This is a genomic window from Mesorhizobium sp. B2-1-3A (genome assembly GCF_006442655.1).
In the GTDB taxonomy this organism is placed as follows: Bacteria; Pseudomonadota; Alphaproteobacteria; order Rhizobiales; family Rhizobiaceae; genus Mesorhizobium.
On record NZ_VFWK01000002.1, the window covers coordinates 748,860 to 772,386 of the forward strand.

Sequence of the window (23,527 nt, forward strand, 5' to 3'; positions counted from 1 at the left end):
TTGTCTTCCCGAAGGGCCATTCTTGGCCAATCGGTTGGGTTGTGGCCGTATCTGGGGGCAGGGAAAATGGTGGCGCGGGTTCGCACGGTCGCTTTCCAGGGCATCGAGGCCGTGCCGGTCGACGTGCAGGTGATGATCGCGCCCGGCAAGGTCGGCATTCAGATCGTCGGCCTGCCCGACAAGGCGGTGGCCGAAAGCCGCGAGCGGGTGCAGGCGGCCCTGCACGCCTCCGGCCTGTCGATGCCGTCGAAGAAGGTGACGGTCAACCTGGCGCCGGCCGACCTGCCCAAGGAAGGCAGCCACTACGATTTGCCGATCGCGCTCGGCCTGATGGCAGCCCTTGGCGCCATTCCGGGCGACATGCTGGCCGGCTATGTCGTGCTCGGCGAACTCTCGCTCGACGGTACGATTGCCGCCGTCGCCGGTGCCTTGCCGGCGGCGATCGGCGCCAATGCCGAAGGCAAGGGCCTGATCTGCCCGTTCGCCTGCGGACCGGAAGCAGCCTGGGCCGGCGCCGATTTCGACATATTGGCGCCGCGCAGCCTGATCGCCATCGCCAATCATTTCCGCGGCACGCAGGTGCTGTCGCGGCCGGAGGCCGGCATCCACGCCTCGGCGCGCGACCTGCCCGACCTCGCCGACATCAAGGGCCAGGAGACGGCCAAGCGGGCGCTGGAAGTGGCGGCCGCCGGCGGCCACAATCTCTTGATGGTTGGCCCGCCTGGATCGGGCAAATCGATGCTGGCGCAGCGGCTGCCGTCGATCCTGCCACCGTTGGCGCCGAAGGAGTTGCTGGAAGTCTCGATGATCGCCTCGGTGGCGGGCGAGCTCGGCGAAGGCAAGCTGACCGACCGGCGGCCGTTCCGCGCGCCGCATCACTCGGCCTCGATGGCGGCGATGGTCGGCGGCGGGTTGCGCGCACGGCCGGGCGAAGTGTCGCTGGCGCATCACGGCGTGCTGTTCCTCGACGAATTCCCCGAATTCACGCCGCAGACCCTCGACGCGCTGCGCCAGCCGCTGGAGACCGGCGACTGCATGATCGCGCGCGCCAACCACCGCGTCACCTATCCGGCGCGCATCCAACTGGTGGCGGCGATGAACCCGTGCCGCTGCGGCATGGCCGGTGAGCCGGGCTATCGCTGCCTGCGCGGCGAGCGCTGCCGCACCGACTACCAGGCCCGCATTTCCGGCCCGCTGCTCGATCGTATCGATCTCAGGATCGAAGTTCCCGCGGTCTCAGCCAGCGACCTGATAAGGCCCGACCGGGCGGAGAAGAGCGCTTCCGTGGCGCTGCGCGTCGCCCGTGCGCGCAGCATCCAGCGCGAGCGTTTCGAGCGGCTCGGCGTGACCAGCGCCACCACCAACGCCCATTGCGCGCCGGCCGTCATCGAAGACATCGCCATGCCCGACGCCGCCGGCCTGTCGCTGCTCAGGGACGCCAGCGAGAAACTCGCCTTTTCGGCAAGGGCCTATCACCGGGTGCTGAAAGTGGCGCGCACGCTGGCCGATCTCGACGCCAGCGAGACCGTCGGCCGCATCCACCTGGCCGAGGCGATCTCCTATCGCATGAGCTCGGAGCGGGTGGCGCAGGCGGCGTAGTATCGTTCCTCTTGAAGCCGGTGACTACCAGCATGGTTGCCGGAATGCGACGCTTCCCCAAGCGAGAGCATCCCGTTCCCGCCAAGCGGCCAACGGCCGCCTGCGCCGGTCGAGAGCCTTGACGAGGTCGCACCCGTTCCGCCGGCCCGACCTCACGAAACAATCCGGAAACAAGATTCAATAGTGCAGAAAAACTAGCGAAAAGAATGGGTAGCATCGTTCGCCCATGGCGGTGAGGCCGCTGTGGATGCCTCGTCTGGGGCACCAAAGCCATGACGAAGACGGCCAGCCGGTGCTCGCCTCTTCGACAGTGGGCGCCGGGGGGAAGATGTGACGATCCATACCAATGCCAACACGCTGCTCTACATCAACGGTCGCTGGCGGTCAGGGCACTCGCCGAGCCTTCCTGTCGTAGATCCGGCCACCGAGGCTCGCATCGGCACCTTCGCCACGGCCGGCGTGGGAGACCTCGATGATGCTGTCGCCAGCGCGGAGCACGGGTTGTCCATATGGCAACGGACGAGCGCTCTCGAACGGTACCAGACGCTGACACGGACAGCCGAGCTGTTGCGCCGACGCATCGAGCCCATCGCACGGTCGATGACAATGGAGCAGGGAAAGCCGCTCGCCGAGGCACGCGCCGAAGCCGCCGCGGCCGCCGCCCTGATCGACTGGTTCGCAAATGAGACCCGCAACGGCGCGGCGGCGACGGCGACGCGCCCGAGAACGGAGACCTTCGCGCAGGCCGAACCGATCGGACCCTTGGCGGCGTTCGTGGCGTGGAGCTTTCCCCTCGGGCAGGCCGCGCGCAAGGTATCGGCCGCCCTAGCCTGCGGCCGCTCGGTGGTCCTGGCGGGGCCGGACGCGGCCCCGGCCAGTTGCGCCGCCTTGGTCACTGCTTTCGCGGACGCCGGTCTGCCTGCCGGCGTGCTGAATCTGGTTTACGGCCCGCAAGCGAAAGTCGCACCATACCTGGTCACACATCCCGCCATCGAGCGGGGCTCATTTAGCGGCCCTGCCTCGCTCGGTGCGCGATTGGCGGATTTGGCAGGCACCCACGGGAAGCGACTGGTATTGGAGCTCAGCGGACAGGCGCCAGCGATCGTCTTCGACGATGCCGATATCGGTCTCGCGGTGAATTTGCTTTGCAAGGCGAAGTTCCGGAATGCGGGGCAATCGCGTTTCGCCCCCACGCATATCCTGGTGCAGGACTCCGTCCACGGACGTTTCCTCGACGATTTCATCGAGGCTATGAAACGTATCCAGGTCGGAAACGGATTTCAGGACGGTATCGAGATGGGGCCCCTGACGGGCGAACATCGCATCAGGACCATGGAGGCCGCGATCTCCAATGCTCAGGCACGGTCGGCCGTCGTGGTGGCCGGAGGGCATCGGATGGGCAATTTCGGATATTTCTTCTGGCCTACCGCCTTGACGCAAGGAACACCGGAAGCGGGCTCGATGGATGTCGAGCCCTTCGGGCCGATCGTAGTGATAAGCCGTTTCGATCGATATGAGACCGCAATTGAAGGGGTGAGCCGTCTTCGCCCCATGGCACTGCATGCCCATACGACGTCGAAGACCACGACCGGCAACATCAGACGCGATGTCGCCAGCGACTTCCTGTTTTTCAATCAGCGTGACAATCGGGCCCTCTCGACGCCGCTCGGCGATATCATTGGCGGTGCCGGGCATGACGACACGTTGGAAGGCTACGCGCAGGCGAGGTTGATAAACCAGTCGGCCTGACCACGCCCCTGCGGGCGCAATCAAGATCCCTCCCATCCGTGCGCCGCGATCACGTCCACTTCTCGCTGATGTGATCGCACCTCCCTTGTGCCGCCGCGGCGGTCGAGAATAAAAGCTGACCGCTCTGCACAAGTTTTCGGTTCCTCCTGGAAAGCGTCAACTTCTGCGGATGCAGCCTCCCAAGGGCCTCCTCGTCGGCGTGGCTGGACAGACAATGCTGGTACCGTTCCTGATCATGTTCCGCGAGGGCGTCGAGGCCGCGCTCATCGTCGGCATCATCGCCAGCTATCTCAAGCGCACCGGCCGTGGCGCCTGGATGCCGGTGGTGTGGATCGGTATCTTCCTGGCGCTCGCCTTCTCGCTCGGGGTCGGCGCCATCCTGCAATTCGCCAGCGTCGAGTTTCCGCAGAAGGCGCAGGAACTGTTCGAGGCCGTCATCGGGCTGGTCGCGGTCTGCGTGCTGACCTCGATGGTGTTCTGGATGCGCAAGGCGGCCCGTTCGATCAAGGCGGAGCTGCACAATTCCATCGACGCGGCCTTCGAGACGCCATCGCGCAAAGGCTTCGGCCTGATCGCCATGGTCTTTCTGGCCGTGGCGCGTGAAGGTGTCGAGTCGGTGTTCTTCCTGCTCGCCGCCTTCCAGCAGGAAAACAGTCTTGCGCCGCTGGCGGCACTTGCCGGCGTGCTGCTGGCGGCGGCTGTCGGCTACGGCATCTATGCCGGCAGCGTGCGGCTCAACCTCAGGCGCTTCTTCCGCTGGACCGGCGCCTTCATCCTGATCGTCGCCGCCGGCCTGCTCGCCAATTCGGTCAACGCGCTGCATGAGGCCGGCCTGTGGAACCATGGGCAGACGATCGTCTTCGACGTCAGCGGCGTGCTGCCTATGGACAGCCCGCTGGGCTCGGTGCTTTCAGGCATTTTCGGCTATATCGACGCGCCAACGGTCAGCGAGATCGCCGTCTATCTCGGCTTCCTCTTGCCGTCGCTGTGGCTCTTCCTGGCCGACCGGGCGGGTCTGCAATCGGCAACGGCCTCCAAGCAACGGCGGCCGGCGACATGACCGCGACGCCGCAATCCCCCGTATTGCCGCGCACGGCGGTCCGCATCGGCCTAGCGCTTTCCCTCATGCTGCTGGTCGCGGCTGCCGCCGCCTTCACCTATGCGACACGGGTCGCGCAGAAAGGACGCCATCTCGCGGCATCGGCGACCTCGGTGGCGATCACCGGAAAATCCTGCGAGCCCAACGAGCTGAGCGTCACCGCTGGTCGTCATGTGTTCCAGATCGAAAACCGCTCCGACCGCGCCGTTGAGTGGGAAATCCTCGACGGCGTGATGGTGCTGGAAGAGCGCGAGAACATCGCGCCGGGCTTCGCCCAGACCTTGGCGACGCGGCTCGAGCCCGGTGATTACGCCATCACCTGCGGCCTGCTCTCAAACCCGCGCGGCAGGCTGCACGTTCTGCCGGCCGCCAATGCCGGCGCGGCACAGAAACCTGATCTTGCCGCCTATATCGGCGCGCTCGCCGAATACAAGGTGTTCCTGGCGACCGAGACCGATGCCTTCGTCCAGGCGGCCGGCACCTTCGCCAACGCGGTCAAATCCGGCGATCTGGCGGCGGCAAGGACGCTCTATCCGCCGGCCGAGATCGCCTATGTGCATCTCGCGCCGGTGTCGCCGCTGTTTTCGGACCTCGACGCGGCCATCGACGCGCGCGCCGATACTTTCGGCCAACGTGAGGCCGATCCGGATTTCGGCGGCCTGCATCGCCTCGAATACGGGCTGTTCAGCCAGGGCGGCACGGACGGCCTCGCTCCGGTCGCCGACAAGCTCGCGAGCGACGCGGCGCAGCTGAAGACGCGCATCCACGATCTGCGCATCATGCCCGAAAGCATGGTCAGCGGTTCGGTTGCGATCCTCGAGCGGCTTGCCGCTCCAGGTCCCGACTTCGGCGACAGCCCGTACGCCCATGGCGACCTCACCTCCTTCGAGGCGGCGGTGACGGGCGTGCGCAAGGTATTCGACCTTCTGCATCCGATCGCGGCCAGGAGCGCGCCCGAGATCGTGACGTCGCTCGACAAGGATTTCACCGTGCTGGGGGACATGATCGCGGTGCGCCGCGCCGGAGCCTCCGACGCGCTGTCCGATCCCGCCAAGGCCGAACTCGGCAAGGCGGCAACCGTGCTCGCCGGCGACCTCACACAATTGCGCGAAACCATGGACCTGAGCCAATGACAGCCGGGGGAAAACCAGACAAACCGAACGCGGCCTTCTCGCCCTCGCGCCGGTCCGTGCTGATCGGCGCGGTCGCCGGGGCGCTCGCCCCGCAGGCCGCCGTGGCGGCCAGCGCCGGCAGCGTGACCAATGCGCCGGAGAGCGACACGATCGACCAGCGGCAGCCCTTCCATGGCGAGCACCAGCCGGGCATCGTGACGCCGCGGCCCGCGGCCGGCCTCGTTGCCTCGTTCGACGTGCTTGCCCAGAACCGCGCCGGACTGCTGCGGCTGCTGCGCACGCTGACCGAGCGCACGGCCTTCCTGATGGCGGGCGGAACGCCGCCCGTGCTCGACCCGAAGTTTCCCGCCGCCGATTCCGGCATCCTCGGTCCCGTGGTGACGCCGGACAATCTGACGATCACCACCTCGCTCGGCGCGTCGATCTTCGACGATCGTTTCGGCCTGCGCGCGCTGAAACCGAGGCATCTCGTCCGGATGACCTCCTTCTCCAACGACGCCCTGCAGGAAGAGTTCTGCCACGGCGACCTGTTGCTGCAGTTCTCATCGAACACGCCGGACACCAATATCCATGCGCTGCGCGATATCGTGAAGAATACGCCTGACACATTGCTCCTGCGCTGGAAGCAGGAAGGGTCGGTGCCGATGCGGCCGGCGAATCCTGGAAAGCCCCAGCAAAGCGCCCGCAACTTCCTCGGTTTCCGCGATGGTTCGGCCAATCCGGATTCCACCGACGACGAGCTGATGAAGCGGATCGTCTGGGTGCAGCCGGGCAGCGGGGAGCCGGCCTGGACTTCGGGCGGCTCCTACCAGGTGGTGCGCCTCATCAGAAATTTCGTCGAGCGCTGGGACCGCACGCCGCTGCGGGAGCAGCAGACGATCATCGGCCGCCAGAAGGCCAGCGGCGCGCCGCTGGAAGGCGGGACGAGCGAGGCCGATGTTCCTCACTTCGCCAGCGACCCCCAGGGCAAGACCACACCGCTCGACGCGCATATCCGGCTTGCCAATCCGCGCGACGCCGAAGCGCGGAAACACCTGATCCTGCGCCGGCCCTTCAACTATTCGAACGGCGTCAGCAAATCCAACCAGATGGATATGGGCCTGCTGTTCATCTGCTACCAGGCCGACCTCGAACAGGGTTTTGTCGCCGTGCAGACCCGCCTCAACGGCGAGGCACTCGAGGAATACATCAAACCCTTTGGTGGCGGCTATTTCTTCGTCCTGCCGGGCGTGCAGGACGATCAGGATTATCTCGGCCGGTCACTGCTCGAAATGGCCGCTTCGACGCATGCCTGAACCCCAAACCCGCTTCGCACCATGAGAGGATATATCCGATGAGAACCCTGCTTGCCGCCTCCGCAATCGCGCTGCTGACCGGCCTCGCGCCGGCGCACGCCGCCGTCTCGCCGCTCGATCTCGTCCAACCGATCGCCGACTACAAGCTCTACGTCCAGGGCAAGATCGAGACGCTGGTGACCAGCACCAAGGTGTTTACCGACGCGGTCAAATCAGGCGACCTCGCCAAGGCCAAGGCACTTTATGCGCCGGCCCGCGTCAACTACGAGACCATCGAGCCGATTGCCGAACTGTTCTCCGACCTCGATGGCACCATCGATTCGCGCGCCGACGACCATGAGCAGAAGGAAAAGTCGGCGGACTTCTACGGCTTCCACCGCATCGAATACGGCCTGTTCAGCCAGGACACCACGGATGGCCTCGGTCCGCTGGCCGAAAAACTCGACGCCGATGTGCTGGACCTGCAGAAGCGCGTCGCCGGCCTCACCGTGCCGCCGGAAAAGGCCATCGACGGGGCGGCCGGGCTGCTCGAGGAGGTGGCGTCCAGCAAGATTTCAGGCGAGGAAGACCGTTACAGCCACACCGATCTGTGGGATTTCCAGGCCAATATCGACGGCGCCCAGAAGATCGTTGCCCTGGTGCATCCGCTGGTCGAGAAGGAAAACCCCACCTTGATCAAGACCGTCGACGACAATTTCGCCACCGTCGACGCCATCCTGGCCAAGTACAAGACGTCAGATGGTTTCGAGACCTACGACAAGCTGTCGGACGCCGATCGCAAGGCGCTGGCCGGCCCGGTGACGTCGCTGGCCGAGGATTTGTCCAAGCTGCGGGGGACGCTGGGATTGAACTGAGGGCTCGCGCGGGGCCGCGGATCGAAATCGATCGCGGCCCACCGTCCGGTCGTGCGGACATCAAGCGCCGGCTTCGCGTGGCCGGGAGTCAGAATTTGTAGGCAACGGCAGCGCGAACGACGCTGAAATTCGTCTTCACCTCATAGGACGCGAACGGGTCAAACCCGAAATCCTTCTTGCCAAGGTCGACGTAAAGATATTCCGCACGGACGGTCCAATTGTTGTTGAAGGCATATTCAGCACCGCCGCCGACCGCATATCCGGTCTGGAACTTGCTCTCGGCCGCCGCGAAGACATGCTCATCAATTTTCACATTGCCCATCGCAACGCCGGCTGTGACATAAGGAAGCCAGCGATCAAAGGCGTAGCCGACGCGGCCTCGGATCGTTCCGAAGGCATCCAGTCTCGCTTCAGCGCCGAGGCCGCCACCATCGACGCCCGGCGAAAATTCTTTCTTGAATCCCAAGTAGTTGATGTCGCCTTCAACACCGAGAACCCACTGACCGTACTGATAGTTGACGCCGACCAAACCGCCACCGGTGAAATTCCCGATGTCAGCCGACCCGAGAATGCCGGTGTAATCTCCGTCGACTTTGCCGAAGGCGCCGCCGGCATTTGCACCGACATAGAAGCCGGTCCATGAATATGGGATATCCATGGCAGCCACCGGTTGAACAATGTCTGCTGCTTTGGCCCCAGTGATGGTCATGCCTGCAAGCAGGAAACCTAAAACAAGTCGCATGGATCGCCCCCAAGCCGAGTTGTCGTCACCACTATCATGGTAAATGTACGCTAAAATTCCCGGAAAGCTGTATCAAATATGGCCACTCTTCTGACTAAATTAGTGATTGCCAATACGCTGCACTCGTGAGGCCAGCGCCTGACGGGTCGCGTAGTCTCACGATGATGCACTCACCGGGGGGTTGGGATGATTTCGATTTTGCCGGCGCGCGGTACCGAGGACTTCGAGACAATGGCCGGGCTTTGCCGCAAGCTTGCGCTATGGGATGCCGAAGCGGTGCAGCCTTACGGTGTCTCGGCAGAAGACGTAATGACGATTTTCCATCCCGAAACGAGCGGCGGCGGATTGGCGGCGAAGTTCGGCGCGCCGGATGCCATGGCGTTCATCGCGCGATCGGAGAACCAGCCGGCGGGTTGCCTCGCCTTCGACCGGTTCGACGACGAGACGGCGGAGGTTCATAGGTTCTTTGTCGATGAATCGTTTCGCGGAAAGGGGATTGGCCGTGCCCTGATGGGGGCCGCGCTGGCGGAGATCAGGAAGGGCAGGAGCCGGACAGTGCTGATCCACACGACGTTCTACATGACGAGTGCGGTCGCCGTGTACGAGTCGTTCGGCTTCAGGTCTTGCCCGCCCTTTCGCGAAACCCCCGAGCATGTCAGGCATACCGACGTCTTCATGTCGCTCGCGATCCGATCCTCATAAAGGGGATGAGGAACGCTGGCGCTTCCGCCCGTGCTCGGCCAGTGCGTAATCTCTTCTGGACCTTTTATTCAGGCCGTCGCCTTCGCCTTCAGCTCCAGCCGCCGCGCGTGCAGCACCGGCTCGGTGTAGCCATTCGGCTGGCTCGTTCCCTTGAACACCAGGTCGCAGGCGGCCTGGAAGGCGATCGAGGTGTCGAAATCCGGCGCCATCGGCCGGTAGAGCGGATCGCCGACGTTCTGGCGGTCGACGATGGCCGCCATGCGCTGCAGGGAATCGCGCACCTGGATTTCCGAACACACCTTGTGGCGCAGCCAGTTGGCGATGTGCTGCGAGGAGATGCGCAGCGTGGCGCGGTCTTCCATCAGGCCGACATCGTTGATGTCGGGCACTTTCGAGCAGCCGACGCCCTGGTCGATCCAGCGCACGACATAGCCCAGAATGCCTTGCGCGTTGTTGTCGAGCTCGCGCTGGATCTCGTCGGGAGTCCAGTTCGGCCGCACCGCCACCGGCACCGAAAGGATGTCGTCGAGCTTCGCCTTCGGGCGGCTCTTCAGCGCCGCCTGTACGGCATGCACGTCGACCTTGTGGTAGTGGGTCGCATGCAGCGTCGCCGCCGTCGGCGACGGAACCCAGGCGGTGTTGGCGCCGGCCCTGGGATGGGCGATCTTCTGTTCCAGCATGGCCGCCATCAGGTCCGGCATCGCCCACATGCCCTTGCCGATCTGGGCATGGCCGGCCAGCCCGCATTCGAGCCCGGTGTCTACATTCCAGGCCTCGTAGGCGGAAATCCAGGCGGCCTGCTTCATGTCGCCCTTGCGGATCATCGGCCCGGCTTCCATCGAGGTGTGGATTTCGTCGCCGGTGCGGTCGAGGAAGCCGGTGTTGATGAACACGACGCGTTCTTTTGCGGCGCGGATCGCTTCCTTGAGGTTGACGGTGGTGCGCCGCTCCTCGTCCATGATGCCCATCTTGATGGTGTTTTTCGCCATGCCGAGCAGCGCTTCGACGCGGTCGAAGATCTCGACGGCGAAGGCGACCTCTTCCGGCCCGTGCATCTTGGGCTTGACGACGTACATCGAGCCGGCGCGGGAGTTGGCGCGGCGGCCGTTCGGTCCGACATCGTGCAGCGCGATCAGCGCCGTCAGCGCGGCGTCCATAATGCCTTCCGGCACCTCGTTGCCGTCGCGGTCCAGGATCGCCGGATTGGTCATCAGGTGGCCGACATTCCTGACCAGCATCAGCGAGCGGCCGGGCACGGTGAGCTGGCCGCCGGCGGGCGCGGTGTAGGCGCGGTCGGGATTGAGCTTGCGGACAAAACTCTTGCCGCCCTTGGTGATCTCCTCGGCGAGATCGCCCTTCATCAGGCCAAGCCAGTTGCGGTAGACGACGACCTTGTCCTCGGCATCCACCGCCGCGACCGAATCCTCGCAGTCCTGGATGGTGGTCAGCGCCGATTCCAGGATGACGTCGGCGATGCCCGCCGGATCGGTGCGGCCGATCTGGTTGGCGCGGTCGATCACGATCTCGATGTGCAGCCCGTTTTTCACCAGCAGCACGGCATCGGGATTGGCGGCATCGCCACGATAACCGACGAATTGCTTGGGATCGGCCAGCGTGGTGCCGCCGGCGCCGGCGCCGAGCTTCAGCGCGCCATTGGCCACCGACAGCCCGTTGACGCCTGCCCATTTGCCCGAGGTGAGCGGCACCGACTGGTCGAGAAAATCCTTGGCCCAGGCAATGACCCTGGCGCCACGCGCCGGATTGAAGCCCTTGCCTTTTTCCGCGCCGCCCGTCTCGGGAATGGCATCGGTGCCGTAGAGCGCGTCGTAGAGCGAGCCCCAGCGCGCATTGGCGGCATTGAGCGCATAGCGCGCATTCATCACCGGCACGACCAGCTGCGGCCCGGCGACGACAGCGATTTCCGGGTCGACATTCTCCGTCGACACGCTGAAGGCCGTGCCCTCGGGGAGGAGATAGCCTATGTCCTTCAAGAAGGCCCTGTAGACGTCCATGTCGACGGGCGCGCCATTGTCGCGATACCAGCCGTCGAGCTTTTCCTGCATGGCGTCGCGTTTTGCCAGAAGCGACCGGTTCTTCGGAGCGAGATCGTGGACGATGGCCGAAAGGCCGTTCCAGAACGCATCGGCGGCGATGCCGGTGCCGGGCAAGGCCTCGCCAGCCACAAAATCATGCAGCTCGCGGGCAATCCGCAATCCGGCGATCTCGACGCGATCGGTCATCAGGCTACTCCAGATGAAAGGCTTTGCGGGGCGTTTGGCATGTTGAGTTTGCCGGGTCAATTCAGCTTAGGGTGAAGGTGGGGCATTTTGGCCCCGTTCGAAGTACCGAGCGTTACTCTGAACCGTGCATTCTACGTCCAACGTCACGGCATGGATCCTAGGGTCTCCGCGACGTCGCTTCGCTCCTCCTCCGCCCTAGGATGACGAAGGCGCGGGATTCAGGTCAGGCCGAGCCGAAAATGGTGGCGTCCGAGAACCGGAGCGGAGCGTACTTTTGGGTACGTGAGCGCCGGAAGCGCAGGACGCCGCCATTTGCAGGTCGGCCTCACCTGCATCTACACCGCGATCCTTGGCCGTCCCGAGGCCACCGCCACCACATGCGCCTCGATGAACATGCGCTGGGCTTCGACCGTCGAAACACGGAACTCGGTCGCCACGTCGATCTCGGCGTTGTCGGTACCGGCGTCCCGGGCGCGCTCGGCGACAATCGCCCGCACATCGGCCTCGGCCGCCGCGATCGCCGCCGCCTCGTCGAGGAAATCGCGCACCGTCTCACCCGAGGCAAGCCTGAACAGCCCTTCCTTTGGCTGGCTGACCCGCGCTTCGGCCGAGACCCTGACCTGGCCGACGACGGCGCCGAGCGCGTTGGCGACATCGGTGTCTTCCGGCACCACGCAGTCATTGCCGACCAGCGGCGCCAGGCCGGCATAGTGCAGCGGCGCCGAGGCGCCGAGGCCGATGACGGGGCGGTCGAGCGCGACACTCAGCCGAGCGATACCGGGATGGGCGTCGACGGCGCGCTGCACCAGCGCGTGCGCCACGGTCGCGGCGCCATCGAGCCCGTCCTCGGCGAAAGCGGTTTCAAGGATGTATTCGGCCGACCAGCGCGTCAGCGTCACCAGCACCCGCTCCGAGATCACCTCCGGTGACGCCGCTATAGGCTGGCCACGGCCGTCGCGCTTGCGGGCGAACAGGTCGGCGCCAAGGCGGGCGGTGGCGGCATCCCAGTTGGCCTGCTTGCCAAGCACATGCGCCGCATCCGACGGGGTGAAGCCGCAAATATGCACCAGCCCGCGCGAGACCAGCCGGTTCAAGGTGGCGTTCTGGGCATTCGACGTCAGCAGCCGGTCGAGGGCGAGCGGGGTCGCGCCGATCGCCTCGTAGAGCCGCGCTTCCGGGGCGGTCAGCCCGGCGGCGAGCCTGTCCGGCACGCCGGTGCGAACCGCGAAGCGGCCGTCCATGCGGCCGGTGTTGGGCGCGCGCAGCTGACGCTCGAGCTCTGACGTCACCGCCTCGCCATGCGCCATGCCGGCCAGCGCCAAAGGCACCAGGCGGCGCGGCCCAAGCAGGATTTTCGGGTTGAGCGCGCCATCCTCCAGCGCCACTTCGGAATCGCCGCCCAGACCGAAAGTGCGCATGGCGACGGCCTCGACCATGGTGCGGAAGCCGCCGACGGTGGCGCCTTCCGGATCGAGCCGCGGCCGGCCGTTGTCGAGCACGGCGACGTCGGTGGTGGTGCCGCCAATGTCGGACACCATGGCATTGTCGAGCCCGGTCATGTGGCGGGCACCGACCAGGCTGGCGGCGGGGCCGGAGAGAATGGTCTCGATCGGCCGCTGGCGGGCGAACGCCGCCGAGACCAGCGCGCCGTCACCGCGCACCACCATCAGCGGGGCGGCGATGTTGCGCTCCGTGAGAAAGCCTTCGGTCGCCGCCACCAAGCGGTCGATCATCGAGATCAGCCTGGCGTTGAGCAGGGTCGTCAGCGCCCGGCGCGGGCCGCCGAGCTTGGCCGACAGTTCGTGGCTTGCCGTGACCGGCAGGCCGGTTTTCTCGCGGATCAGTTCGCGGGCGGCAATCTCGTGCGCCGGATTGCGGGTGGCGAAATAGGCGCAGACGGCAAAGCCCGACACCGAGGCGCCGAGCTCCGGCAAGGCGGCCTCAAGTCCGGACAGGTCGAGCTTGGCGGCATTGCCGTGGACATCGTGGCCGCCCGGGCAAAACACCACCGGATCGGTGCCGAGCGCCGTCTTCAGCCCGTCACGGGCAAGATCGGCCTCGGAGAAGCCGATCATGACCAGCGCGACGCGGCCGCCCTGGCCCTCGACCAGCGCATTGGTGGCGAGCGTCGTCGACATCGAGACCAGCTTGATGTCAGCCGGATTGGTGCCGGCCTTTTCGAGCACCGCGTCGACGGCACCGGAAATGCCGACGGCCAGATCGTGCCTGGTGGTCAGTGACTTGGCCTTGGCCAGCACCTTGCCCTTGTTCGGCCCCTGCTGCGGACCTTCGGTTTCAGACCACAGCACGGCATCGGTATAGGTGCCGCCGGTGTCGATGCCGAGGAACAGGGGTTTTGGCTTGGTCTTGGCGGTCATTTTTTGATGGCGGTCCGATTTATCTGCCCCCGCCCATTAGCCGATACGGAGCGGTCGATAAAGCCGCGAGCGCTGGGCCACGGGAGGAGTTCGATCTCCCCCTTCGTGGGGGAGATCGCCGGCAGGCATGCTGGGAACCGTCGACTGACAAGTTTCTTCTCCGGGCAAGCGAAGTCGACAATGTAACCGGCGACCGGAAATTGTCGGCGGAAGCCAAGCCCCATCAGCCGATGCGCGCGAAGCTCGTTCCAGAGCTTCAACTCGGCTGATGTCATGACCTTGCGCATCGATCTGGCGTCTGCGCGATGTCTCGGAGGCAACGGTGTGTGGGGCATTGTTGCGCTCGGTGGCTATTGAAGTTGGTGCCCTACGGCGCCCCCCTCTGTCCTGCCGGACATCTCCCCCACGAGGGGGGAGATTGGCTGCGTCGGCCGCAGCGTCAAACTACCCCACAAATCCAACCTTCTTGTGCGACCCGTCGCAAAACGGCTTGTTGGCCGAGTGGCCGCAGCGGCACAGGAAAGCGACCGTCGTGCGATCGATCGTATGGCCGGTGCCGGTGACGATCTCGAGATTGCCCTCGAGCTTGAGCGGGCCGTTTTTCGTCGGGGTGACATTGAGCGGGCCATTGCGCGCTTCGAGTGCCGGCGCTTCCTTTAACGGCGGCTCGCCGGTGGCGGTGAAGCCGGCCTTGATGTGGCTGTTGTCGCAGAACGGCTTGTTCTGCGAGGCGCCACAACGGCAGAGCGTGGCGCGATGGAAGGTCTCGTCGCCCAGGACGATTTCGGCGTGCACGGCCAGCGGGCCGTTCTCACGGACGCGCACGGTGTTGACCACCGGCGGCTGCTCCTGCGGGCCGCCATCCTTCCTGATGTAGGTGATGGCGCCCGATGGGCAATTTTCGGCCAGTGCAACAATCTTTTCGACGCTGGCCGCCTCTGGGTGGATCCACTGCCCCGGCGCATTGGGCACGAAGACATGCGGGTCGCCGAGCACGCAATTGCGCGAATGGATGCAGCGCTTGCCGGAAAATCCGACGTCGATTTTGTCGCTCTCGACCATGCCGGCCATCGCGGTGCTCCTGTTGCCTGGAGCACGCCGCGTTTCAAAGGAAGCCGCGCGGCGTGCTCGGGGTGATCGTCTCGGCGCAGGCTAGGGCGCCAACAGGAAAACCGTCAAGCTGGCAAACCGGTCAGGGGACGAGATTGATCTCCTCGGTCTCGCCGCCGCTGCAGGTGTAGCAGCAATCCTCGCATTTTTCCTTGTTGCCGGGGCCGACGCCCCAGTAGGTGCCTTCGTCGCCATCGACCCAGGCGCCGTAGCAGATCGATTCGCCCTCATTGCAGGAGATCGGCAATGACTTGGTCTCGCCGTCGTCGAGATAGAAGTCCTTGCCATCGCCCGGCCAGACATAGTCCCGATCCTGGCTGTATAGCTCGATGCGCATGGCGTTGGGATGGCTATTCTTGATGGCAAAGGTGACGTCGCCGGCATGGGCGGACGGTGCAAACAGGACAGCAAGCGAAAACGCGGCGGCAAGCCGGCGCGCGGACGTGAAAGACATGGAAACCCCCGATGAAGAATCGGCCCTGACGGCCGATCGGGGTTATGCCATGACGCGGGCGGGCGCTAAAGGGATGATGGTGACAATTCCTGACTTAATCCGACGCCGGATCTCAAGACTTCGCCTATCGCTGCCAGAACGGCAGCTTGGCGATCTCATCCTCGACCTGTCGCCTGGTCAGGCCGATATCATCGATCAGATGCGGATTGACCTCCGAGATTCGCTTGAGGTCCCAGCGATAGCGTGTCCGTTCGCGCCAGGCCGCGATGGTGTTTCGCAGAGTGACAAGGCCATAGCGACGACGCGGCGCCGGCCCGGCGGTGGTTCCCCGCCGTACGGCCTGATGCGGGGCCGATGCAAAGCTATTGGTCATGGCAACCTCCATGTGGCTTGGGGGCCCAAACGGTTTGAGAATGGGCACCCTCGAACTGAAAGAGGTTGAATTCTGCAGGATACGGACGGCGCCGTAATTAAAGCCCGCCAAATAGTTCTCAAAAGTTCCAAATGGCTCTAACCCTTTGTTTTGGCGCCATTCCCCGGGGAAAGCGCAGCGCGTTTTCCGATAAACCGCCTCACGCTTTTCCCGGAATTGCTCTATAGATGCGCCCCATGCAGGGATCGCGCTTTGCCTTTGGTCCGTTCGTGCTTGATCCGGGTGCGGGAACGCTGCTTCGGAACGACGATCCCGTTGCCGTCGGCTATCGCGGGCTGAAGCTGCTCGCGGCGCTCGTCGGACGGCCAGGCGAAATCCTGGAGAAAGCCGAATTGATGGACGCGGCGTGGCCGGGCACGGCGGTCGAGGAAGGCAACCTCACCGTCCAGATCGCACAGCTGCGTAAACTGCTCGGGCCGCCCGCCGACGGCGGCGAATGGATATCGACGGTTCCGCGCGTCGGCTACCGCTTCACGGGCGCCATCGAGCAGCTCGACCGCGCGAAGCGAAAACCCTTGCCGCTGCCCGACAAACCATCGATTGCGGTGCTGCCTTTCGTCAACCTCGGCAACGATCCCGAGCAGGAGGCCTTCGCCGACGGGTTGACCGAAGATTTGATCACCGACCTGTCCAGGGCCCCGGGGCTGTTCGTCATCGCGCGCAACTCGACCTTTGCCTACAAGGGCAAGGCGATGGACGTGCGCGCGATCGCCGAGGAGCTTGGCGTGCGCTACCTTCTGGAAGGGAGTGCGAGGCGCGCGGCGGGGCGCGTGCGCATCAACGCACAGCTGGTCGACGCGTTGAGCGGCGAGCATCTGTGGGCGGAACGCTTCGATCGCGGCCTGGACGATATCTTTGCCGTCCAGGACGAGGCCACGGCCAAGATCGTGGAGGCGCTGCTCGGCAGGCTGCGCGCGCCACCGGCACGCAACCGGCCCACAAACCTGGAGGCCTACGATCTGTGCGTGCGGGCGCGCAAGCTGATCGACGATTCGCCGCAGTCGGCACGGGAAGCGCATCTGATGCTGACGCGCGCGGTGTCTCTCGATCCGGCCTACGCCGAGGCCTATCGCTGGCTTGCCATGAACCACTGGATGGGATGGGTGCATTGGGGTGAGCCGGTCGAACCCAACCGCCGCATTGCCCTGGACCTGGCGCGCAAGGCCGTGGCGATCGACCCCAACGATGCCGGCTGCCACTGGGTGCTCGGCAATCTGCTCGCCTATGAGCGCAGCTTCGAAGAGGCCGATGCCGAATTCGCCAGGGCGTTCGAGCTCGACCCGAACGAGGCGGACGCCTGGGCGACACTGTCGGACATCACGACACTGGCCGGGCGGGTCGAGGAAGGCCTCGAGCAGATCCGCAAGGCGTTCCGGCTGAATCCGTTTCCGGCAAGCTGGTACTATCTCACCCTTGGCCAGGCGCAATATGCGGCACGCGACTACGAGGCCGCCGTCGAGACGCTGCGCCGGGACGAGACCTATCGGACGAGCTCACGCCGTTTCCTGGCGGCAAGCCTGGCCCAACTCGGCCGGCTCGACGAAGCGCGCGCCGAGGTCGAGCTGTTCCTCGTCGGCAACCCGCATTTCACAACCCGCCACTGGGTCTGGACGGAGCCCTTCCGCGACACCGCGATGCTCGAGCATTTCGTGGACGGCTTCCGCAAAGCCGGGCTGCCGGACTGACGTGCCGGTCGATCACGGCACCAGATCGATCGTCTCGGTCGAGTGTTCCACGCAGATGAAGCAGCAGTTGTCGCAAGGCTGATCGTTGTCCGGCCCGACGCCGGCGGAGATCTGGTCGTTGCCGTCGACCCAGGCGCCATAGCAGATGCGCTCGCCCTGATTGCAGGACAGCGGCACCGATTTCTGCGAGCCCGGATCGATCAGGAACACCTTGTCGTTGCCCGGCCAGACCGTCTCGCGGTCGCGGCTGAACAGCTCGACCGCAACCGCGCGGCTGTGCAGGTTCTTGACGAAGAAGGCCATGTCGGCGGCTTTGGCTGAATTGGTGAAGACCAGCGCCACGAGCACGGCCATACGAAAGAGCGTCACGGTCTGGCCTCCCGAATCATTGCCGCAGAATCGCATGGCCGCCCGTGCCTGTCGCTCGCGTTTTCTGACTATTTCCCGGAAGGCCCCTGCGCCGTGATCTCCCGGCCCAGCCGCAGCGTCTCACCGACCAGAAGGTCGAGGTCGTCGCGCCTTGTGCGATGGTTGGCGATCGCCACGCGCAACCAGTGCTCGCCATGCACCGTGGTGTCGGAGAGGGTGGCGATACCCTGTTCCTGCAGCCGCAACATGATCTCGGTGTTGAGCGCCTTCAGCGCCTCACCCGTGACGCCAGGCTGGTAGCGGAAGCAGACGATGTTGATGGTCGGCTGTATCGCCAGCTCCAGCAGCGGCTCGGCCTCGATGCGTTCGGCGAGATAGAGAGCCTGCGCGATGTTCTGGTCGATCAGGCGGCCGAATTTGTCGACGCCATGCTCCTTCAGCGCCATCCACACTTTGAGCGCGCGAAAGCCGCGCGACGTCTGCAGGCCGTAGTCGTGCAGCCATTCGCCGGAGGCAAGACCGCGCGGCATCGATTCCAGATATTCCGGCGTCACCGCGAAGGTCCGGCGATGCGCGACGGCGTCCCTGACCAGGGCGCAGCCGACCTCGAATGGCGCGTGCAGCCATTTGTGCGGATCGAGCGCGACCGAATCGGCCCATTCGATGCCGGCAACGCGATGCGCGTTCTCAGGCGCAATCGCAATCAGCGCACCGATGCAGCCGTCGACATGAAACCACAGGTCTTCCTCATGAGCGAGTTTGGCCAACGCCCGCAGATCGTCGATCGCGCCGGTGTTGACCGTGCCGGCATTGCCGATGACGCAGACCGGTCTGAAACCCGCCGCACGATCTTCCGATATCGCTGCTCGCAAGGCCGGTATATCGATGCGCAACCGGGCGTCGGTCGGGATCCGGCGCAGCGCCCGGTTGCCGAGCCCAAGCGCTTCCATCGCCTTGCGATGGCAGGAGTGGATCTGGTCCGAACCATAGAAGCGCAGCGGCTTTTCGATCGCGGCGACGCCGTGCTCGCGCACGTCGATGCCGGCCTTGGTGTTGCGCGCCACCGTCAGCCCGATGATGTTGGCCATCGAGCCGCCACTGACCAGCGTGCCGGAGGCGGAAGCGGGAAAGCCCAGCATCTGTTTGCACCAGTTGACCACCTGGCCGTCCATCAGCCCGGCGGCGTGGTTGCCGCCGCCGAGGTTGGAGCCCTGGATTGCCGCCAGGAAGTCGCCGAGCGCTCCGGTGAAGTTGCTCGAACCCATATACCAGGCCCAGAAACGCGGATGGACGTTGCCCATCGGGTAGGACATCACGGTGCGCGAGACCTCGCCATAGACAGCGGCCAGCGGCGCGGGGGAGCGCGGCAACGGTGCCGCGAAGGCTTCTCTCACATCCGCCGGCATTTCCCGCCAGGCCGGCCGGTCCCTGACAGCACGCAGATAGTCGACGGCATCGTCGATGACCTGGTGCGACAGGGCCTGGACAGAGGCCCAGTCGGCGGGGTCAAGCGTTTCCTCGGCCACCAGCCCAAGGGTCTCCTGCGCGATATCCATGACCGGGCTCCCGTCAAGCCGCCGGGAACTGGCAGCCGGGCGTCGAGCGCGACAGCGCTATCTCGTCGGCATCCATCTCGGCCTCGATGCCGTCGAACAGCGGCGTCGACATGTAGCGCTCGCCGGTGTCGGGCAGCATGCACAGGATCACCGATCCGGGCGCTGCCTTCTCCGCGACCTGCCGTGCCACGGCGAAGGTGGCGCCACCGGAAATGCCGGTGAAGATGCCTTCCTTCTGCGCCAGGGCCTTGGCCCATTTGATGCCCTCGGGCCCGGCGATCGGCATCACTTCGTCATAGAGGCTGGCGTCGATGGCTTCCTGCAGGACATTGGGGATGAAGTCCGGCGTCCAGCCCTGGACAGGATGCGGCTCGAAAGCCGGATGGCTGGCGGCTGGCGCCCCATGCGCGCCGCGCTGCTGCGTCTTGCCGCTGCCGACCAGCTGGGCGTTGGCCGGTTCGCAGAGCACGATGCGGGTGTCCGGCCGCTCGCGGCGCAGCACGCGCGCCACGCCGACGACGGTACCGCCAGTGCCATAGCCGGTGACGAAGCAATCGAGCCGCGACCCGGCGAAATCATTGATGATCTCGCGCGCCGTGGTCGCCTCGTGGATGGCCGCATTGGCCGCCGTCTCGAACTGGCGGGCGAGGAACCAGCCATTGGCCTCAGCCAGTTCAACCGCCTTCTTGTACATGCCGAAGCCCTTTTCGGCGCGCGGCGTCAGCACCACCTTGACACCAAGCATGCGCATCAGCTTGCGGCGTTCGACGGAGAAGCTGTCGGCCATGGTGACGACCAGCGGATAGCCCTTTTGCGCACAGACCATGGCGAGCCCGATGCCGGTGTTGCCGCTGGTCGCCTCGACCACGGTCTGGCCAGGCTTAAGCGCGCCGCTGCGCTCGCCCTCCTCGATGATGTTGAGCGCCAGCCTGTCCTTCACCGAGGCGCCTGGGTTGAAGAACTCGGCCTTGACATAGATCGTCGCATGGGCCGGTCCGAGATTGTTGATGCGCACCACCGGCGTGTCGCCGACAGTGTCGAGAATGCTGTCGAACAGGCGGCCGCGTCCGGTCGTGGTCCTGATTTTCTGCTTATTCAACATCGTTGATCTCCTCGATCGTGTTCATCTTCACAGGCCGGTTACAAACCGGCGGCTTGGGCGGCGAGGTTTCGAGACATGGCCGCGCTAGGACTGACGCGCCGACGATGCGGCAATAACGGTACCCGGCGTGGAAATTCGCCGCCGGATGCGCTGTGTCGTGTTTGGTGATACAGCAAAGGCCGGCGGATCAGCGTGGGAGCAGGCGTGGAAACGGACGTGGAATCCGCACCATCGAGGCTGGACGGCGACATGCCGCGCCTGTCGGTGCGCCTGCTTGGACCGCTGGAAATCTTGCGTAATGGGACGCCGGTAGCGCTACCGGCATCGCGCAAGCTGCGCGCGCTGCTCGCCTATCTGGCGCTGGCGCCCCATGCGGTTGGGCGCAGCCGCCTGTGCGAGCTGTTGTGGGACGTGCCCAACGATCCACGCGGCGAGTTGCGCTGGTACCTGAGCAAGCTGCGCGCGGCCCTCGACACGCCGGACCGGCGCCGGGTCGAGACACGGGGCGACACGGTGGCGCTCGATCTCGATGGCTGCCTTGTCGATGCGCTGGACGTCACCCGCGCCGCCGCGCAAGGGATCGGCACGCTCGATCGGGAGCGGTTGCGGGCGCTGTCAGAACTCTTCGCCGGCGATTTGCTCGACGGGCTGGACCTCGAGCGCAGCCCGCTTTTCGACAGCTGGCTGATCGCCCAGCGCCGGCGCTTCCAGGCGTACCACGCCGCCGTGCTCGAACAGCTTGCCGTAAACCATCCGGCGGGCTCGCCCGAAATGTCCATGCATCTCGACAAATGGGTCGAGCTGGCGCCGTTCGACACGCGCGCGCATCTGGCCTTGCTGTCCAGTCTGGCGGAGCGCGGCGCCATCGGCGCGGCCGAGGAGCATCTGGCTTCGGCGGCTCGCCTGTTCCAATCGGAAGAACTGGATTTCGCCCCGCTTCGCGCGGCCTGGCAGGCAATCCGTGACCAACAGTCCGGCAGCTCGCTCAAGGCGCAACCGGCCTGCCTGTCCACACCATCGCAATTGGCAGTCCCATCGGATGCCGGCACGGTCGAGCCAAGCCAGGCCTCGCTGGCGGTGATGCCGTTTGTCGAGGAAGCCGGCGAGGGCACACGCGGCGGGCTTGCCGACGGCTTCACCCATGACATCATCACCCGCCTCGCCAAACTCCGCGATTTCTTCGTCATCGCGCGCGGATCGGTGTTTGCGCTGGCTGAAAAAGCCATCGCGCCGGAAGAAGCCGGCAGAAAACTTGGCGTCGACTATGTCGCCACCGGCACGGTGCGCAACGCGGCCGGCCGGCTGATCGTCAGCGTCGAGCTCATCGAGGTGCGCACGGCCAGGATCGTCTGGGCGGAGACCTTCGAGCGCCGGCCCGACGACATTTTTGCCGTGCTCGACGATATCGGCGACAGCATCGTGTCGTCGATCTCTGCCGAGATCGAAACGGTCGAGCGCAACCGCGCCATGCTGAAGGCACCCAATTCGCTCAACGCCTGGGAGGCCTACCATCGCGGCCTCTGGCACATGTACCGCTTCACGCAGGCCGAGAACGAGCAGGCGCGGCATTTCTTTGACAAGGCCTTGCAGCTGGACCCCACCTTTGCCCGCGCCTATGCCGGCCTGTCGTTCACCCACTGGCAGAATGCGTTCCAGCGCTGGGGCGACCGCGACCGCGAAAGCGCGCTGGCCTATGAGAGCGCCGGCCACAGCCTGCTGGTCGACGACCACAATCCGGCCGCGCACTGGGCGATGGGCCGGGCGCTGTGGCTGCGCGGCGAGCAGGATGGATCGCTCTCCGAACTGGGGCGGGCGGTGGATCTCAGCCCGAATTTCGCGCTCGGCCATTACGCGCTGTCCTTCGTCCACTCGCAATCGGGCGACCCGCGGGCGGCGATAAGCTCCTCCGACCATTCGCGTCATCTCAGCCCCTTCGACCCGCTGCTGTTCGGCATGCTGGGCTCACGCGCTATGTCGCATGTCCGGCTCGGCCAGTTCGAAGAGGCGGCCGACTGGGCGCTGAAAGCGGCGGCGCGGCCGAATGCGCATACCATCATCCTGGCGATCGCCGCGCACTGCCTGGCGCTGGCCGGCCGGCTCGAAGAGGCGCGCGGCTTTGCCGCCGCCATCCGCAAGACATTGCCTGATTATCGCGCCGACGATTTCATCGGCACGTTCCGCTTCGATCCCGATGCCGAGGCGCTGTTCCGGCAAGGCGCAAGGCGCATCGGGCTCAGCTGATTTTCGCGCTGGAATTGCGTCCGTTAACGAAGTCGGAAGGAGTTGTTTAACCGTTCACCTCTACGTGACCTCCCGGGGGGTCAATGGCAAAGTGAGTATGATGAGCGACAGCCCCGACAAGCGCAGCAACGAATGGCGCGCCATTCTCCACGTACAGGCCCGCGTCGCCGTCCTGTTCGTTCCGGTTGTCGCCAGCCTGCTGATCATAGCCGCGCTTGCCGGCAACGAACGCAAATCCGTTCCCGATGTCGACCGCACCGTAACCGGGTCGGTGCGATAGACGGCACGACAGCCGGCCGCGAACGCTGTGCGCTATTGGGCGCGTCATCCTTTGGCGCTACAGTCATCCAATGGCTACAGCACTGCGCGAATGGGCCCGAGCGATCAAGCGCGACGTGCATGCGCTCTACCTTGCCGCGCGCGATCCCCGAACGCCGTGGTACGCCAAGGCGCTTGCCGTGTGTGTCGCGGGCTATGCCTTGTCTCCAATCGACCTGATTCCCGATTTCATCCCCCTGGTTGGCTACCTCGATGATGCGATCCTGGTTCCCTTGGGGATCATTGCCGTGGTCAAGATGATACCGCCCGAGGTCATGGCAGAGCACAGGGAGGCCGCCGCCCTCGCCGTTGACAGGCCCGTGAGCCGCAGCGCGGCGGTGATGATCGCCTGTATCTGGGGCGCCTCGGTCGCGCTGGCGGGATGGCTGGCGTATCGATACTTCGCCGGCTGATCTTGAAGCCGCGCCCTGCAACGTGGAACAACGCGATTGCGCTCCCGAATGCGTC

General features: G+C 65.3%; 20 protein-coding genes and 1 pseudogene. 11 read left to right on the plus strand and 10 right to left on the minus strand.

Translation table 11 applies throughout. The annotated features are described in order from the left end of the window. The first annotated feature begins 66 nt into the window (after nucleotides 1-66). From FJ977_RS10150 to efeO (FJ977_RS10175), 6 genes are all read left to right on the plus strand, one after another. Nucleotides 67-1,599 (plus strand): YifB family Mg chelatase-like AAA ATPase, encoded by a 1,533-nt coding sequence (locus FJ977_RS10150; RefSeq protein WP_140770930.1) that lies wholly within the window; start codon nucleotides 67-69, stop codon nucleotides 1,597-1,599. Between the two features lie 330 nt (nucleotides 1,600-1,929). After that, entirely contained in the window at nucleotides 1,930-3,348 is a 1,419-nt protein-coding gene (locus tag FJ977_RS10155; RefSeq protein ID WP_140770931.1) for an aldehyde dehydrogenase family protein, read from the plus strand. A gap of 214 nt (nucleotides 3,349-3,562) precedes the next feature. Then, the gene (gene efeU, locus FJ977_RS10160; protein WP_140770933.1) at nucleotides 3,563-4,408 is read left to right on the plus strand and encodes an iron uptake transporter permease EfeU; all 846 of its coding nucleotides are present in this window, start codon (nucleotides 3,563-3,565) and stop codon (nucleotides 4,406-4,408) included. Continuing rightward, nucleotides 4,405-5,580, plus strand: a complete 1,176-nt coding sequence (gene efeO, locus FJ977_RS10165) for an iron uptake system protein EfeO (RefSeq protein WP_140770935.1) — start codon at nucleotides 4,405-4,407, stop codon at nucleotides 5,578-5,580. Before efeU ends, efeO (FJ977_RS10165) begins: the two co-directional genes overlap by 4 nt. Next, a complete protein-coding gene (efeB, locus tag FJ977_RS10170) occupies nucleotides 5,577-6,875 on the plus strand; it encodes an iron uptake transporter deferrochelatase/peroxidase subunit (RefSeq protein ID WP_140770937.1) in 1,299 nt (432 codons plus the stop codon). The genes efeO (FJ977_RS10165) and efeB overlap by 4 nt, the downstream gene beginning before the upstream one ends. Nucleotides 6,876-6,913: 38 nt before the next feature. Beyond that, entirely contained in the window at nucleotides 6,914-7,729 is an 816-nt protein-coding gene (gene efeO, locus FJ977_RS10175; protein WP_140770939.1) for an iron uptake system protein EfeO, read from the plus strand. Nucleotides 7,730-7,817: 88 nt separating this feature from the next. Here efeO (FJ977_RS10175) and FJ977_RS10180 read toward each other — a convergent pair whose 3' ends face one another. Beyond that, nucleotides 7,818-8,471: an outer membrane protein gene (locus tag FJ977_RS10180; protein WP_140770941.1), complete on the minus strand. Its 654-nt coding sequence runs from the start codon at nucleotides 8,469-8,471 to the stop codon at nucleotides 7,818-7,820. Nucleotides 8,472-8,657: 186 nt separating this feature from the next. Here FJ977_RS10180 and FJ977_RS10185 point away from each other — a divergent pair, with 186 nt between their 5' ends. Then, on the plus strand, nucleotides 8,658-9,173 hold the full coding sequence (locus FJ977_RS10185) for a GNAT family N-acetyltransferase (RefSeq protein WP_246682909.1): 516 nt from the start codon (nucleotides 8,658-8,660) through the stop codon (nucleotides 9,171-9,173). 68 nt (nucleotides 9,174-9,241) lie between these two features. Here the strand turns inward: FJ977_RS10185 and FJ977_RS10190 are convergent, their stop codons facing one another. The 6 genes and pseudogenes from FJ977_RS10190 to FJ977_RS10215 all read right to left on the minus strand — a co-directional run bounded on the left by FJ977_RS10190 (nucleotide 9,242) and on the right by FJ977_RS10215 (nucleotide 15,728). Continuing rightward, nucleotides 9,242-11,413, minus strand: coding sequence for a malate synthase G (locus FJ977_RS10190; protein WP_140770943.1), 2,172 nt, complete (start codon nucleotides 11,411-11,413; stop codon nucleotides 9,242-9,244). 335 nt (nucleotides 11,414-11,748) lie between these two features. Further along, a complete protein-coding gene (locus FJ977_RS10195) occupies nucleotides 11,749-13,791 on the minus strand; it encodes a hydantoinase/oxoprolinase family protein (protein ID WP_140770944.1) in 2,043 nt (680 codons plus the stop codon). A 124-nt stretch (nucleotides 13,792-13,915) separates the two neighbouring features. Then, nucleotides 13,916-14,126 (minus strand): annotated as a pseudogene (locus tag FJ977_RS10200) (DUF559 domain-containing protein); the annotation flags it as partial. A 109-nt stretch (nucleotides 14,127-14,235) separates the two neighbouring features. Then, nucleotides 14,236-14,862, minus strand: a complete 627-nt coding sequence (locus FJ977_RS10205; RefSeq protein WP_140770946.1) for a CDGSH iron-sulfur domain-containing protein — start codon at nucleotides 14,860-14,862, stop codon at nucleotides 14,236-14,238. A 121-nt stretch (nucleotides 14,863-14,983) separates the two neighbouring features. Beyond that, nucleotides 14,984-15,355 (minus strand): hypothetical protein, encoded by a 372-nt coding sequence (locus tag FJ977_RS10210; protein ID WP_140770948.1) that lies wholly within the window; start codon nucleotides 15,353-15,355, stop codon nucleotides 14,984-14,986. 124 nt (nucleotides 15,356-15,479) lie between these two features. Then, nucleotides 15,480-15,728, minus strand: a complete 249-nt coding sequence (locus tag FJ977_RS10215; protein ID WP_181179736.1) for a DUF1127 domain-containing protein — start codon at nucleotides 15,726-15,728, stop codon at nucleotides 15,480-15,482. Between the two features lie 227 nt (nucleotides 15,729-15,955). Here FJ977_RS10215 and FJ977_RS10220 point away from each other — a divergent pair, with 227 nt between their 5' ends. After that, the gene (locus tag FJ977_RS10220; RefSeq protein ID WP_181179738.1) at nucleotides 15,956-17,473 is read left to right on the plus strand and encodes a winged helix-turn-helix domain-containing tetratricopeptide repeat protein; all 1,518 of its coding nucleotides are present in this window, start codon (nucleotides 15,956-15,958) and stop codon (nucleotides 17,471-17,473) included. A gap of 12 nt (nucleotides 17,474-17,485) precedes the next feature. On the opposite strand, the gene FJ977_RS10225 is transcribed toward FJ977_RS10220, so the two are convergent. The 3 genes from FJ977_RS10225 to FJ977_RS10235 all read right to left on the minus strand — a co-directional run bounded on the left by FJ977_RS10225 (nucleotide 17,486) and on the right by FJ977_RS10235 (nucleotide 20,500). Next, the gene (locus FJ977_RS10225) at nucleotides 17,486-17,842 is read right to left on the minus strand and encodes a hypothetical protein (protein ID WP_140770954.1); all 357 of its coding nucleotides are present in this window, start codon (nucleotides 17,840-17,842) and stop codon (nucleotides 17,486-17,488) included. Between the two features lie 68 nt (nucleotides 17,843-17,910). Next, nucleotides 17,911-19,398, minus strand: coding sequence for an aspartate aminotransferase family protein (locus FJ977_RS10230; RefSeq protein ID WP_140770956.1), 1,488 nt, complete (start codon nucleotides 19,396-19,398; stop codon nucleotides 17,911-17,913). Nucleotides 19,399-19,411: 13 nt separating this feature from the next. After that, entirely contained in the window at nucleotides 19,412-20,500 is a 1,089-nt protein-coding gene (locus tag FJ977_RS10235) for a pyridoxal-phosphate dependent enzyme (RefSeq protein ID WP_140770958.1), read from the minus strand. 249 nt (nucleotides 20,501-20,749) lie between these two features. Between FJ977_RS10235 and FJ977_RS10240 the strand changes: the two genes are divergently transcribed. The 3 genes from FJ977_RS10240 to FJ977_RS10250 all read left to right on the plus strand — a co-directional run bounded on the left by FJ977_RS10240 (nucleotide 20,750) and on the right by FJ977_RS10250 (nucleotide 23,472). After that, nucleotides 20,750-22,741 carry a transcriptional regulator gene (locus FJ977_RS10240; protein ID WP_140771399.1) on the plus strand — a complete coding sequence of 664 codons (1,992 nt, stop codon included), beginning with the start codon at nucleotides 20,750-20,752 and terminating at the stop codon, nucleotides 22,739-22,741. A gap of 100 nt (nucleotides 22,742-22,841) precedes the next feature. Further along, on the plus strand, nucleotides 22,842-23,021 hold the full coding sequence (locus tag FJ977_RS10245; protein ID WP_056576321.1) for a hypothetical protein: 180 nt from the start codon (nucleotides 22,842-22,844) through the stop codon (nucleotides 23,019-23,021). 70 nt (nucleotides 23,022-23,091) lie between these two features. Further along, a complete protein-coding gene (locus FJ977_RS10250; RefSeq protein WP_140770960.1) occupies nucleotides 23,092-23,472 on the plus strand; it encodes a YkvA family protein in 381 nt (126 codons plus the stop codon). Nucleotides 23,473-23,527 lie beyond the last annotated feature (55 nt).

Coding starts and splice junctions, on each gene's coding strand:
- FJ977_RS10180 (WP_140770941.1), bottom strand. CDS start 8,471: ATGCGACTTGTTTTAGGTTTCCTGCTTGCAGGCATGACCATCACTGGG.
- FJ977_RS10245 (WP_056576321.1), top strand. CDS start 22,842: ATGAGCGACAGCCCCGACAAGCGCAGCAACGAATGGCGCGCCATTCTC.
- efeU (WP_140770933.1), top strand. CDS start 3,563: ATGCTGGTACCGTTCCTGATCATGTTCCGCGAGGGCGTCGAGGCCGCG.
- FJ977_RS10220 (WP_181179738.1), top strand. CDS start 15,956: ATGCGCCCCATGCAGGGATCGCGCTTTGCCTTTGGTCCGTTCGTGCTT.
- FJ977_RS10195 (WP_140770944.1), bottom strand. CDS start 13,791: ATGACCGCCAAGACCAAGCCAAAACCCCTGTTCCTCGGCATCGACACC.
- FJ977_RS10230 (WP_140770956.1), bottom strand. CDS start 19,398: ATGGATATCGCGCAGGAGACCCTTGGGCTGGTGGCCGAGGAAACGCTT.
- FJ977_RS10235 (WP_140770958.1), bottom strand. CDS start 20,500: ATGTTGAATAAGCAGAAAATCAGGACCACGACCGGACGCGGCCGCCTG.
- FJ977_RS10215 (WP_181179736.1), bottom strand. CDS start 15,728: ATGACCAATAGCTTTGCATCGGCCCCGCATCAGGCCGTACGGCGGGGA.
- FJ977_RS10150 (WP_140770930.1), top strand. CDS start 67: ATGGTGGCGCGGGTTCGCACGGTCGCTTTCCAGGGCATCGAGGCCGTG.
- efeO (WP_140770939.1), top strand. CDS start 6,914: ATGAGAACCCTGCTTGCCGCCTCCGCAATCGCGCTGCTGACCGGCCTC.
- FJ977_RS10250 (WP_140770960.1), top strand. CDS start 23,092: ATGGCTACAGCACTGCGCGAATGGGCCCGAGCGATCAAGCGCGACGTG.
- FJ977_RS10240 (WP_140771399.1), top strand. CDS start 20,750: ATGCCGCGCCTGTCGGTGCGCCTGCTTGGACCGCTGGAAATCTTGCGT.
- FJ977_RS10210 (WP_140770948.1), bottom strand. CDS start 15,355: ATGTCTTTCACGTCCGCGCGCCGGCTTGCCGCCGCGTTTTCGCTTGCT.
- FJ977_RS10205 (WP_140770946.1), bottom strand. CDS start 14,862: ATGGCCGGCATGGTCGAGAGCGACAAAATCGACGTCGGATTTTCCGGC.
- efeO (WP_140770935.1), top strand. CDS start 4,405: ATGACCGCGACGCCGCAATCCCCCGTATTGCCGCGCACGGCGGTCCGC.
- efeB (WP_140770937.1), top strand. CDS start 5,577: ATGACAGCCGGGGGAAAACCAGACAAACCGAACGCGGCCTTCTCGCCC.
- FJ977_RS10185 (WP_246682909.1), top strand. CDS start 8,658: ATGATTTCGATTTTGCCGGCGCGCGGTACCGAGGACTTCGAGACAATG.
- FJ977_RS10190 (WP_140770943.1), bottom strand. CDS start 11,413: ATGACCGATCGCGTCGAGATCGCCGGATTGCGGATTGCCCGCGAGCTG.